At 72.9% G+C, this 12,550-nt stretch carries 9 protein-coding genes; 5 read left to right on the top strand and 4 right to left on the bottom strand.

Translation table 11 applies throughout. The features are described from left to right. Positions 1-50: 50 nt before the first annotated feature. Positions 51-1,145: a recombinase RecA gene (recA, locus tag ACWEJ6_RS40080; protein ID WP_352323144.1), complete on the bottom strand. Its 1,095-nt coding sequence runs from the start codon at positions 1,143-1,145 to the stop codon at positions 51-53. 658 nt (positions 1,146-1,803) lie between these two features. Here recA and ACWEJ6_RS40075 point away from each other — a divergent pair. Beyond that, the gene (locus ACWEJ6_RS40075) at positions 1,804-2,070 is read left to right on the top strand and encodes a hypothetical protein (RefSeq protein ID WP_387672299.1); all 267 of its coding nucleotides are present in this window, start codon (positions 1,804-1,806) and stop codon (positions 2,068-2,070) included. Positions 2,071-2,099: 29 nt separating this feature from the next. Here ACWEJ6_RS40075 and ACWEJ6_RS40070 read toward each other — a convergent pair whose 3' ends face one another. Together ACWEJ6_RS40070 and ACWEJ6_RS40065 are read right to left on the bottom strand one after the other, a co-directional pair. Next, positions 2,100-2,294, bottom strand: a complete 195-nt coding sequence (locus tag ACWEJ6_RS40070) for a DUF3046 domain-containing protein (protein WP_352352391.1) — start codon at positions 2,292-2,294, stop codon at positions 2,100-2,102. Between the two features lie 252 nt (positions 2,295-2,546). Next, on the bottom strand, positions 2,547-2,933 hold the full coding sequence (locus ACWEJ6_RS40065) for a VOC family protein (protein WP_352352390.1): 387 nt from the start codon (positions 2,931-2,933) through the stop codon (positions 2,547-2,549). Positions 2,934-3,118: 185 nt separating this feature from the next. Between ACWEJ6_RS40065 and ACWEJ6_RS40060 the strand changes: the two genes are divergently transcribed. The 4 genes from ACWEJ6_RS40060 to ACWEJ6_RS40045 all read left to right on the top strand — a co-directional run bounded on the left by ACWEJ6_RS40060 (position 3,119) and on the right by ACWEJ6_RS40045 (position 11,400). Further along, entirely contained in the window at positions 3,119-7,894 is a 4,776-nt protein-coding gene (locus ACWEJ6_RS40060) for an ATP-dependent helicase (RefSeq protein WP_452430722.1), read from the top strand. A 57-nt stretch (positions 7,895-7,951) separates the two neighbouring features. Next, positions 7,952-8,677, top strand: a complete 726-nt coding sequence (locus ACWEJ6_RS40055; RefSeq protein ID WP_452430720.1) for a GntR family transcriptional regulator — start codon at positions 7,952-7,954, stop codon at positions 8,675-8,677. 91 nt (positions 8,678-8,768) lie between these two features. Then, positions 8,769-10,583, top strand: a complete 1,815-nt coding sequence (locus ACWEJ6_RS40050; RefSeq protein ID WP_452430739.1) for a gamma-glutamyltransferase — start codon at positions 8,769-8,771, stop codon at positions 10,581-10,583. 70 nt (positions 10,584-10,653) lie between these two features. Further along, entirely contained in the window at positions 10,654-11,400 is a 747-nt protein-coding gene (locus tag ACWEJ6_RS40045) for a sulfite exporter TauE/SafE family protein (RefSeq protein WP_358291893.1), read from the top strand. A gap of 20 nt (positions 11,401-11,420) precedes the next feature. On the opposite strand, the gene ACWEJ6_RS40040 is transcribed toward ACWEJ6_RS40045, so the two are convergent. Then, the gene (locus tag ACWEJ6_RS40040) at positions 11,421-12,506 is read right to left on the bottom strand and encodes a carboxylate-amine ligase (RefSeq protein WP_358291891.1); all 1,086 of its coding nucleotides are present in this window, start codon (positions 12,504-12,506) and stop codon (positions 11,421-11,423) included. Positions 12,507-12,550: the final 44 nt, after the last annotated feature.

The raw sequence follows: 12,550 nt of genomic DNA, 5'->3' as shown, positions 1-12,550 counted from the left end.
CTGGGAACGGGGCGCCTGCGACGGATCCCTGTCACTCATGCGCCGACCGATCAGACGTCACCCGGCTTGGGGGTGGACTTCGAGCCACGACCCGAGGGCGCGGCGGCGGGAGCCGGGACGGCGGCGGCGGGCTCGGCGGGCGTGTCGAGCTTCGGACCGACCCCGAGCTTGTCCTTGATCTTCTTCTCGATCTCGTTGGCCATGTCGGGGTGGTTCTTCAGGAAGTTACGCGCGTTCTCCTTGCCCTGGCCCAGCTGGTCGCCCTCGTACGTGTACCAGGCGCCCGACTTGCGGACGAAGCCGTGCTCGACGCCCATGTCGATGAGGCCGCCCTCGCGGGAGATGCCCACGCCGTAGAGGATGTCGAAGTCGGCGACGCGGAAGGGCGGGGCCATCTTGTTCTTGACGACCTTGACCCGGGTGCGGTTGCCGACCGCCTCCGTGCCGTCCTTCAGGGTCTCGATGCGGCGGATGTCCATGCGGACGGAGGCGTAGAACTTGAGCGCCTTACCACCGGTCGTGGTCTCGGGGCTGCCGAACATGACGCCGATCTTCTCGCGGAGCTGGTTGATGAAGATCGCGGTGGTGCCGGTGCTGTTGAGCGCGCCGGCGACCTTGCGCAGGGCCTGGGACATGAGGCGGGCCTGGAGGCCGACGTGGCTGTCGCCCATCTCGCCCTCGATCTCGGCCTTGGGCACCAGGGCGGCCACCGAGTCGATGACGATGATGTCCACCGCGCCGGACCTGATCAGCATGTCGGCGATCTCGAGCGCCTGCTCACCGGTGTCGGGCTGGGAGACCAGCAGAGCGTCGGTGTCGACGCCCAGCTTCTTGGCGTATTCGGGGTCAAGGGCGTGTTCGGCGTCGATGAACGCCGCGATGCCGCCGGCCCGCTGGGCGTTGGCCACCGCGTGCAGGGCGACCGTGGTCTTGCCCGAGGACTCGGGGCCGTAGATCTCGACGATGCGCCCACGCGGGAGGCCGCCGATGCCGAGGGCCACGTCAAGGGAGATCGACCCGGTGGGGATCACCTCGATGGGGGCTCGGGCGTCGTCGCCCAGTCGCATGACGGAGCCCTTGCCGAACTGCCGCTCGATCTGAGCGAGCGCGGTCTCGAGGGCCTTCTCGCGGTCGTTGATAGCCATGGGAGCTCCCTCTGGAGGGTCGTGGTCCGATCAGTCGAGTGAAAGCTACGGCCTGCCACCGACATTTTCTGAGACGGTCGGGGAAGGCGTGGCCGGGTTCGGCAGGTTCATCGTAGCCGAACGGCTGTTCGATCACATCACGAACACGCTGCTGGGATGCATGCGGCGTGTTCAGAGGAGGGCGAGGCCGATGCTCGGACGTCGCTCGCGTTCATGGTGGTTGCCGGCCGATTGGCCGTGGGGTCTGCCCGGGGGGTCGCGGCCGTGGGATCGGGCGCGGCGGGCGGAGGTGATGGGGTGCCCTCGCATGGGCGACTGCCTGGGTCCGGGTCCGACGAACGCCTGTCCCTCGCGGACGAGCGGCATCTGACCCGCCCGGGAAAACGCGGCTCCGGCCCGTCCCGGAGAACACGAATCCGGCCCGTCCCGGAGAGCGCGGACCTGAGCCGTCCCGAAGGATGCGGATCGCCGCGTGGGGAGATGTCCACGGACGCTCTCCCCACCGGCGCGGAGAGCGCGGGCACCGGGGCCAGGGGGGCACCGGGGACACATGAGGCGAGGGCGTTCGCGATCTCCCGCGCGGGTTGCCGCCGACGTGTTGTCATACGCCGTGAGCTGGGGAGACTCCCATGCAGGGGATTGGCTGGGAGGCGGCGAAGTGGCGAGTGGCTACACCGGGGAACGACGCACCCTTCTGGAGGCGCTCGCCGAGTTGCTGCCCCATCGGGGGCTGGTCAGCCGCATGGTCGGCGGTGACGATCCGGTGCTGTGGGTGTGGCATCCGCGCACGCGCCGCCAGACGATCATCTTCGCCACCCCCTCCAGCGGGGGCTGGACGTTGTTGTGGTCGCCGGGCGGCCAGGGCAGCGCGGACGACCTGGAGGCCACGGCGGACGCGCTCCGCCGGACGCTGGGCTCGACGTAGCCCGGCCGGGACGTCCCCGACCTGGGGGTTCAGCGTAGCCCGGGCGAGACGTCCTCCACCTGGCACACGGCCCGCCACACGGTCTTGGCGCTCTCGCCGTCGGCCAGCGCCTGGATGACGGTACGGCCGCCCAGCGGGGCGATCACGTAGTCGCGGGCCCACGACTCGGCATAGGTCTCGCCGAAATGGACGTTCATCCGTCTCCAGAACTCGGTCAGGCGCATGGACCAAGTATGGAATCGCGTCAGGTGTGGGTAAGACATCCGCATGCCAAAGACCCCCAAGTCTTCACCCCCGAAGACCGCCAGGACCAAGGCCAACAGAGTGCGGCGCCGCCGGCTGTTACTCGCGATGCGGCAGGCCGTCCAGAAGGAGAAGGGACAGCGATCGGAGCGGCACGCGGGAATCAGGCAGGAGCCGCGTGCGGGCATGCCGCGTACGCGCAGGGCGTCACGGCGCTGAGCCGGGACGAACCGTCACAGAACTCGCGCACCGTACATCTCACCGAGATGGTCGGCGAGCAGCTCCAGGCGGGCGCCGTCGGGGTCCTTGAAGTAGATGGAGGCGCCGCTCTCGATCTGGTGCGGCACGCCGGCCATCTCCAGCTTGCCGCGCAGCCGCTCCCAGGTGGCGGGGTCGACGGAGATCGCCACGTGGTGCAACCCGCCGAGCACCTCCTGGTACGGGCCGAGGTCGAGCCCCGGGAAGTCGAAGAACGCGAGCAGGTTGCCGTTGCCGATGTCGAAGAAGAAGTGGCTCGAACCCTTGTAGTCGCGGTTCTCGATGATCTCCGTCAGCGGGAACTCCAGCAGTTCCTGGTAGAACTTGATGGTCCGTTCCACATCGGACGACAACATGGCCACGTGGTGCAGGCCACGGGCGCTGCTCGACGGCCGGTGCGGTAAGGCGTACTGGCTTCTCAACTGTGCGCGTCGGGTCTCGACGGCGGCATAATCAATGGTCACGGTCGCTGTATGTCCGCCTTGCCCCCCACTCAATCACCCGGCGCCGCTCGAATGCGTTTTCTGTCGGTGGCGCGAGGCAGTATGTGCTGGTGAGCTCGCTAGACCACTTCACCCAGGTGACCAGGCAATGGTTCGCCGGCGCCTTCCAGGCGCCCACGGCGGCCCAGGAGGGCGCGTGGGAGTCGATCGCGCGCGGCGACAACACGCTGGTCGTCGCCCCCACGGGGTCGGGCAAGACGCTGGCGGCGTTCCTGTGGTCGCTCGACCGGCTCGCGGCGCGGGCGGCCGATCAGGCACCGGGCGAAGGTGCCGCGAAGGGGCGCAAGCCGGGCACCCGCGTGCTCTACGTGTCGCCGCTCAAGGCGCTGGCCGTCGACGTCGAGCGCAACCTGCGCGCGCCGCTGGCCGGGCTCAGGCAGACGGCGCGCCGGCTCGGGCTGCCCGTCCCGGAGATCTCGGTGGCGATCCGCTCCGGCGACACCCCGGCCGAGGAGCGCAGGCGGTTCGCCGCCAAGCCGTCCGACATCCTGATCACCACTCCCGAGTCGCTGTTCCTACTGCTCACCAGCCAGGCGCGCGACGCGCTGCGCGACGTCGAGACGGTGATCGTCGACGAGGTGCACGCGGTCGCGGCCACCAAGCGCGGCGCCCATCTGGCGCTCAGCCTGGAGCGGCTCGACGCGCTGCTGGAGCGTCCGGCCCAGCGGGTGGGGCTGTCGGCGACCGTGCGGCCGGTGAGCGAGGTGGCGGCCTTCCTCGGCGGCACGCGTCCGGCGACGGTGGTGCAGCCGCCGTCCGACAAGCGCATCGAGATCGAGGTCGTCGTCCCGGTCGAGGACATGACGGAGATGGCGGGGGCGCCCGATCCCGAGCAGGTCGAGCCGTCGTCCGGCCGGTCGATCTGGCCTCATGTGGAAGACCGCCTGTTCGACCTGATCGAGTCCCACAGCTCGACGATCGTGTTCGCCAACTCCAGGCGGCTGGCCGAGCGGCTGTGCACCCGGCTCAACGAGCTGGCCTACACGCGGCGGCAGGGGCCGGAGGCGATCGACCTGTCGATCTGGGAGACGCCGCCGCAGGACGACCAGGAGCCCCCGCCGTCCAGGCGCATGCCCGCCGAGACGATGGCGCAGGCGGGGGCGAGCAAGGGCGTGGTGAGCGAGATCGTCCGGGCCCACCACGGCTCGGTGTCGAAGGAGGAGCGGGCCCAGATCGAGGAGGCGCTCAAGTCGGGGCGGCTGCCCGCCGTGGTCGCCACCTCCAGCCTGGAGCTGGGCATCGACATGGGCGCGGTCGACCTGGTGGCGTGCGTGGAGGCCCCGCCGAGCGTGGCCAGCGGGCTGCAGCGCATCGGCCGGGCCGGCCACCAGGTGGGCGCGGTCTCCCGAGGGGTGATCTTCCCCAAGTACCGGGGCGACCTCGTCCAGACGGCCGTGGTGGCCGAGCGCATGCGCGGCGGGCAGATCGAGGAGTTGCGCTACCCGCGTAACCCGCTCGACGTGCTGGCCCAGCAGATCGTGGCCATGACCGCGCTCGACGAGTGGACCGTCGACGAGCTGGAGACCGTGGTCAAGCGGGCCGCCCCCTACGCCACCCTGCCGCGCAGCGCGCTGGAGGCGACGCTCGACATGCTGGCCGGCCGCTACCCGAGCGAGGAGTTCGCCGAGCTGCGGCCGCGCATCGTCTGGGACCGCGTCACCGGCGCCCTCCAGGGGCGGCCCGGCGCGCAGCGGCTGGCCGTGACCAACGGCGGCACGATCCCCGACCGCGGCCTGTTCGGCGTGTTCCTCGTGGGTGAGAAGGCGTCCCGGGTGGGCGAGCTCGACGAGGAGATGGTCTACGAGTCGCGGGTGGGCGACGTGTTCGTGCTGGGCGCGACGTCGTGGCGGATCGAGGACATCACGGCCGACCGGGTGCTGGTCTCGCCCGCTCCCGGCCAGCCGGGGAAGCTGCCGTTCTGGCACGGCGACACGGCCGGGCGTCCGGCCGAGCTGGGCCGGGCGATCGGGCAGTTCCTGCGGGAGCAGGCCAAACAGGGTTCCACCGACCGCATCAGGGAGGCGGGGCTCGACGAGTTCGCCGCGAGCAACCTGCTGGCCTACCTCGACGAGCAGCGCGAGGCCACGGGCTACGTGCCCGACGACCGTACTCTGCTGGTCGAGCGCTTCCACGACGAGCTGGGCGACTGGCGGGTGGTGATCCACTCCCCCTACGGCGCGCGGGTGCACGCGCCCTGGGCGCTGGCGATCAACCGGCGGCTGCGCGAGCGTTACGGCATCGACGTGCAGGCCGTGCACTCCGACGACGGCATCGTGCTGCGCATCCCCGACACGCTGGCCGAGCCGCCCACCGACGTGGCGGCGTTCGACGCCGAGGAGATCGAGCAGATCGTCACCGAGGAGCTGGGCGGGTCGGCGATGTTCGCCTCCCGGTTCAGGGAGTGCGCGGGGCGGGCGCTGCTGCTGCCGCGCCGCGTGCCTGGCCGGCGCAGCCCGCTGTGGCAGCAGCGCCAGCGGGCCGCCCATCTGCTGGGCGTGGCGTCCCAGTACGCCTCGTTCCCGATCGTGCTGGAGACGATGCGCGAGTGCCTCCAGGACGTGTTCGACGTGCCGGGGCTGGTCCAGCTCATGCGCGACATCGCGGCCCGCCGGATCCGGGTGGTGGAGGTCGAGACGTCGCAGGCCTCGCCGTTCGCCGCGTCGCTGCTGTTCCACTACGTCGGCGCGTTCATGTACGAGGGCGACGCGCCGCTGGCCGAACGTCGCGCGCAGGCCCTGGCGCTGGACACCACGCTCCTGGCCGAGCTGCTCGGCCAGGCCGATCTGCGCGAGCTGCTCGACCCCGACGTGATCGTGAGCAGCGAGCGCGAGCTGGCCCGGCTCGACCGGCCGCTGCGCGACGCCGAGGACCTGGCCGACCTGCTGCGTTCGCACGGGCCGCTGCTGACGCCCGACGTGAGCGTGCGCGGCGGCGACCCGTCCTGGCTGGAGGAGCTCGAACGCGCGCGCCGGGCCATCCGCGTGCGCATCGCGGGCGAGGAGCAGTGGGCGGCCGTGGAGGACGCCGCCCGGCTGCGCGACGCGCTCGGCGTGCCGCTGCCCGTGGGGGTGCCGCACGTGTTCCTGGAGCCGGTGCCCGACCCGCTGGCCGACCTGGTGGCCCGGCACGCCCGCACCCGTGGGCCCTTCCACGCCGGCACCGCCGCCGCCAGGTTCGGGCTCGGCGCGGCCGTGGTGACCGACGCGCTGCGGCGGCTGGCCGCCTCGGGACGCGTGGTGAACGGCGAGTTCCGGCCGGGCGGCCGGGGCGAGGAGTGGTGCGACGCCGGGGTGCTGCGGATGTTGCGCCGCAGGTCGCTGGCCCGGCTGCGCAAAGAGGTCGAGCCGGTCGCGCCCGAGACGCTGGCCCGCTTCCTGCCCGCCTGGCACGGCATCACCGCTTCCGGCACGTCGTCCGACGGTTCGCGGGCCGGGGCGGCCCGGGCGATGGACGCGCTGGTGCGATCGGTCGAGCAGCTCCAGGGGGCCGCGGTGCCGGCGTCCGCGCTGGAGACGCTGGTGCTGCCCTCGCGGGTGCCCGGCTACCATCCGGCGTTGCTCGACGAGCTGACCTCGTCGGGCGAGGTGATGTGGGTGGGGCAGGGGTCGTTGCCCGGCGGCGACGGATGGGTGTCGCTCTACTTCGCCGACACCGCGCCGCTGCTGCTGCCCGACCCGGCCGAGATCACGATGACCCCGCTGCACGAGCGCGTGCTCGACCTGCTGGGCGGCGGGGGCGCGCTGTTCTTCCGGGGCATCTCCGACCAGCTCGGGGCCCAGGGCGGGGCGCTCGACGACGCGACGCTGGTCTCGGCGTTGTGGGATCTGGTGTGGTCGGGCCGGGTCTCCGGCGACACGCTCGCGCCGCTGCGGGCCACACTGGGCACCGGGCGTCCGGCGCACCGGCCCGCCACGACGCGGCGGCGGCGGGCCGTGCTGCCGTCGAGGAGCGGGCCGCCGACCGTGGCCGGGCGGTGGTGGCTGCTGCCCGGTCCGGCCGACGACGCGACCCAGCGGGCGCACGCGCAGGCCGAGGTGCTGCTCGAACGGCACGGCGTGGTGACGCGCGGGGCGGTGACCTCCGAACGGCTGCCCGGCGGGTTCACGCCTGTCTACCAGGTGCTTCGCGCCTATGAGGAGAGCGGGCGGTGCCGCCGGGGGTACTTCGTCGAGGGGCTGGGAGGCGCGCAGTTCGCGCTGGCGGGCGCGGTCGACCGGATGCGCGCCATGACCCCGAGCGTCGCACCGACCGGGAGTGGGCCGAGTGAGGGTTTCGGCCCGCCGCCTGAGATTCCCGCTTGGGAGACCGGCCGGCCCGGCGGCGGGGGGTTCGGTCTCCCGGGCGGGGGGTTCGGCGGCGGAGAGGGCGGCCGGAGCTCGCGGTCCGGGGGCGGCGGGTTCGACCGGGGCGGCGAGGCCGGGATGCCCGGTCAAGGCGGCCGGGGCGGGGCCGGGCGGCGGGCCGTGGTGCTGGCCGCCGCCGACCCGGCCAGTCCGTACGGGGCCGCGCTGCCCTGGCCGCAACGTCCCGGCGACGTCGGGCACAAGCCAGGCAGGAAGGCGGGCGCGCTGGTCGTGCTCGTGGACGGCTACCTCGTCCTGTACGTGGAGCGGGGCGGCAAGACGTTGCTGTCGTTCGCCGACGACGAGCGGCTGCAACCGGCGGTCGACGCGCTGGCGCTGGCCGTACGCGACGGGGCGCTCGGCAAGCTGACGGTGGAGCGGGCCGACGGCACGTCCATCGTGGAATCGCCGCTGGCGGCCGCTCTGGAGGCGGCCGGGTTCCATCCGACCCCCCGGGGGCTGCGCCTACGCGCCTGACCATCGGTGGTGGCGGGCGCTCGGCCGTCCACGGATTTGTATACGATGGGCGGCCATATGGCTGATGTGATGCGGGGCGCGGGGCGTACGACGCTGCTGGGCGAGGTCACCGAGGAGCTGCGTCGTCGCATCCTGTCCGGTGAGCTGGCGCAGGGAGAGCGGCTGGTCGAGGATCGGCTGGCTGCGCTGCTCGGCGTGTCGCGCAACCCCGTGCGCGAGTCCATCCAGGTGCTGGCGGCCGAGGGGTTCGTCGAGGTCGTCCCCCGGGTCGGCGCGACGGTCGCGCGGCTGACGGCCGAGGAGGGCGAGGAGCTCTTCGACGTGCGCATGGCGGTCGAGGGCCTGGCCGCCCGGCTGGCGGCGCGCAAGCGCAGCCCCGAGGCCGTCGCGCGGCTGCGCCGGATCCTCGACGCGGCCGGGGAGGCCGTGGCGGCCGGGCGACCGGCGGCGGTGGCCGAGCTCAACACCGCCTTCCACCTGGCCGTGGGCGAGGCGGCGGGCAACTCCTACCTCAACCTGATGATGAAGCCGATGGTGCTGCGGGCGCAGTGGGTCTTCAGCCAGACCGCCGCCGCCCGGGGGCCGCACTCCTGGACCGAACACCTGAGCCTGTGCGAGGCCATCGCGGCGGGCGACGAGGACGAGGCCCAGGCCAGGGCGGTCGCGCACGTCGCCGCCGCCCGCCGGTCGTTCCTCGCGGCCGTGCCCCGTACGGCCAACCACCCAAACAACACGGACAACAAGGACGCGCAGGCGGCAACCGGTACCCCGCAGCACGGGTGAGGCGCGGGGATTGTATACAGTCTCCTGAACCGTCCCCCCGGAGGAGAGACCGTTGTTCACCACCAGACCCGAGCTGACGGGCGACTTCGGCATGGTCGCCAGCACCCACTGGCTGGCCTCGGCGGCCGGGATGGGCGTGCTGGAGCGCGGCGGCAACGCCTTCGACGCGGCGGTGACGGCCGGGTTCGTGCTCCAGGTCGCCGAACCGCATCTGAACGGCCCCGGCGGCGAGGTGCCGATCCTGCTGTGGAGCGAGGAGGAGCAGAAGGTCTCGGTGGTGTGCGGCCAGGGCGTGGCCCCCGCCGCCGCGACCGTCGAGCGTTTCGCCGCGATGGGGCTGGACGTCGTCCCCGGCACGGGTCTGCTGGCCGCGACGGTGCCCGGTGCGTTCGGCGGCTGGATGTTGCTGCTGGAGCGCTGGGGCACCTGGTCGCTGGCCGAGGTGCTGGCCCCGGCGATCCACTACGCCGAGCGCGGCGTGCCGGTGCTCGACCGGATCGCCGCCACGATCGGCACGGTCGAGGAGCTGTTCAGGCACGACTGGCCCACGTCGGCGGCCACCTGGCTGCCGGACGGCCGGGTGCCCGCGCCCGGTTCGAGGCTGGCCAACCCGGTGCTCGCGGCGACCTACCGCAGGCTGGTCGCCGAGGCCGAGGCCGCCTCGGGCACCCGCGAAGGTCAGCTCGCCGCCGCCCGGCATGCCTGGTACGAGGGTTTCGTCGCCGAGGCCGTCGCCGATTTCAGCACCGGCACCGCCTGGCGGGACAGCTCGGGCGGGGTCCACGGCGGCCTGCTCACCGGGGACGACCTGGCCCGCTGGTCCGCCACGGTCGAGGAGCCGGTGAGCTTCGGCTACCGCGGGCACACCGTGTACAAGACGGGACCTTGGGGGCAGGGGCCGGTCTTCCTGCAGCAGCTCGCCCTGCTGTCCGGGTTCGACCTCGACGCCGCCGGCTTCCTGGACGCCGACTACGTGCACGTGGTGACCGAGGCGGCCAAGCTCGCCTTCGCCGACCGCGAAGCCTGGTACGGCGACGCGGACGTCCCCATGGCCGACCTGCTGAGCGCGGCGTACAACGAAGAGCGGCGGCGGCTGATCGGGACCGAGGCCAGCCTGGAGCTGCGGCCGGGCGCGCCCGGCGGCCGGGAGCCGCGGCTGCCGGTCCTCCCGCCCGGCGCGGCGGCCCTCTCCCCCGCGATTCCGGCGCCCGTTCGTCCGGGCATCGGCGAGCCGACGGTCGCCCGCCACGACGCACCGCCGACCGGCCGCCCGCGCCCCCTGACCGGCGCCGGTGAGCAGACGGTGACGCCGGACGGCGCGGTGCGGGGCGACACCTGTCACGTGGACGTCGTGGACCGGTTCGGCAACATGGTCTCGGCCACGCCCAGCGGCGGCTGGTTGCAGAGCTCCCCCACGATCCCCGAGCTCGGCTTCTGCCTGGGCACCAGGGCGCAGATGTTCTGGCTGCAGGAGGGGCTGCCCGCCTCGCTGCGGCCCGGCGCGCGCCCGCGCACCACGCTGTCGCCGTCGTTCGCCACCCGGGACGGCAGGCCGTGGCTGGCGTTCGGCACGCCGGGCGGCGACCAGCAGGACCAGTGGAGTGTCAACTTCTTCCTGGCCGTCGTGCACGGGCGGCTCAACCTCCAGGAGGCGATCGAGGCTCCCATGTTCCATTCCGCGCACTTCCCCAGCTCGTTCTTCCCGCGTGGCTCGCGCCCCGGGGTGCTGCACGTCGAGGAGCGGCTCGACCCGGGGGTGGTGGCCGAGCTGCGGCGGCGCGGGCACGAGGTCGAGGTCGAGGGCCCGTGGTCGCTCGGCAGGCTGAGCGCGGTGGCCCGCGACGGCGCCTTCCTGCGGGCCGCCGCCAACCCCCGCGGCGCCCAGGGCTACGCGGCGGGCCGATGACCAGCAACCGCACGTCCCGCCTGAACGCGAGAACCACCACCGACCGTGCCTCCCGGACGGGGGTGGGGTGGTGACGGTTGGGGAGCTGGTCTTTCTGGTGGGGGCCGGGTTGCTGGCGGGGGCGGTCAACGCTCTGGCCGGGGGCGGCACGCTGATCTCCTTCCCGGCGCTGGTGGCGTTCGGCTACCCGGGCGTCACCGCGTCGGTGACCAACGCGGTGGCCCTGTGGCCCGGCTACCTGGGCGGCGTCGTCGGCTACCGGGCCGAGCTGCGCGGGCAGCGGCGCAGGGTGACGGCGCTGTCGGCCGCCACCGTGGCGGGCTCCGTGGCGGGCTGTTCGCTGCTGCTGCTCACGCCGGGCCGGCTGTTCGACTCGCTGGTGCCGTGGCTGGTGACCTTCGCCAGCCTCGCGCTGCTGGCCCAGCCGTGGCTCAAGGACCGCTTCGGCGGCGCGGCCGGGCAGCCTCCGAGCAGGCTGGTGTACGCCGGGGTGTTCCTGGGCGGCTGCTACGGCGCCTACTTCAACGGCGGGATGGGCGTGCTGCTGCTGGCCGTGCTCGGCATGTTCCTGCACGACGACCTGCACCGGGTCAACGCCGTACGGGCCGCGTTGTCGCTGGTCGTCAGTACGGTGTCGGTGGTGGCGTTCGCGCTGTTCGGCCCGGTGGAGTGGCAGGCCGTGGCGGTGGTGGCGCCGGCCAGCCTGGCGGGTGGCTTCCTCGGCACCCGCGTGGCCCGGCTCATGCCGCCGAACGTGCTGCGCGGCGTCGTCGTGACCTTCGGCCTCGGCGTGGCGGCGGTGCTCGCGCTGCGGTGAAGCAGCGTCGAACGGGCGGTTCAGGCGACGGTGGCCTCGATCAGGTCATCGACCACGTCGGTCAGGTCGTTGCCCCGGGCGTGCACGCGCCGCTGGCGCACCGCCCCGGAGCCCTTGCTCAGCAGCCGTTCCAGGCCCTCTTCGATGAAGGTCAGGTCGCCGGCCTCGGCCAGCGCGGCGCTCACGTGGCCGAACAGCCGGCGGGCCATCACCGTGGCGGGCACGAGCGTTCCGTGCCGCACGTCGAGGCTGTCGCCGACCAGGCCGTCCCGGGCGGCCCGCCAGTAGGCGGCCCGCAGCACCTCCGACGGGATCGGCAGCCCGCGGTCGCCGCGCGCCACCTCCCGCAACGCGGTCACGACCAGGGCCCGGATCAGGCCGATGATCGTCAGGCTGTCGCTCACGTCGAGCGGCACGTCGGCCACCCTGATCTCGACCGTCGGCAGCCTCGGCGACGGACGGGTGTCCCAGAAGACCGTCTTGGGGTCCATCAGCGCGCCCGACTCCGACAGCGCACGCAGCGCCAGTTCGTAGTCGCCGAACGTCGGGAAGTACGGCGGCGCCCCGGACACCGGCCACCGCCCCCAGCTGATCACCCGCCAGGACGCGTAGCCGGTGTCGCGGCCCACGAAGAACGGCGAGTTGGCGGCCAGCGCGATCAGCGTCGGCAGCCAGGGTCTGAGATGGTTGCCGACGTAGACGGCGATCTCCTCGTCCGGTACGTCGACGTGCACGTGCAGCGCGCAGATGCTGATCTCGTCCTGCAACGCCCGGTAGAGCTCCTTGCCCTGCTGATAGCGGTGGTCGTCGGTGAGCGGCGGCGGCATGACGTTGCCGAGCACCGGGATTCCGCTGGCCACGACCGCCAGGCCGCAGGACCGGGCCGCCTCGGACACCTCCTTCCGTGCTGCCCGGAGCTGGGAGCCCAGCTCACTGAGGTCGGCGGAGGGCGGCGTACGGGCCTCCACCTGGAAACGGGTGATCTCGTGGGCCACGTCGAGCATGTCCGTCGCGGCGGCCAGGACCTCGGCCGCCCGGGGGGACACGTGGCGGGTGCGGGGATCGACGACGAGGTATTCCTCTTCGATCCCGATCAACGGAACCATGCACACCTCGCTGGGGGAGTCCGAAGAGCCTCCGCCACAGGTTG

This window comes from Nonomuraea sp. NPDC004702 (assembly GCF_053601695.1).
This window is presented reverse-complemented; position numbering and strand designations above follow the sequence as displayed.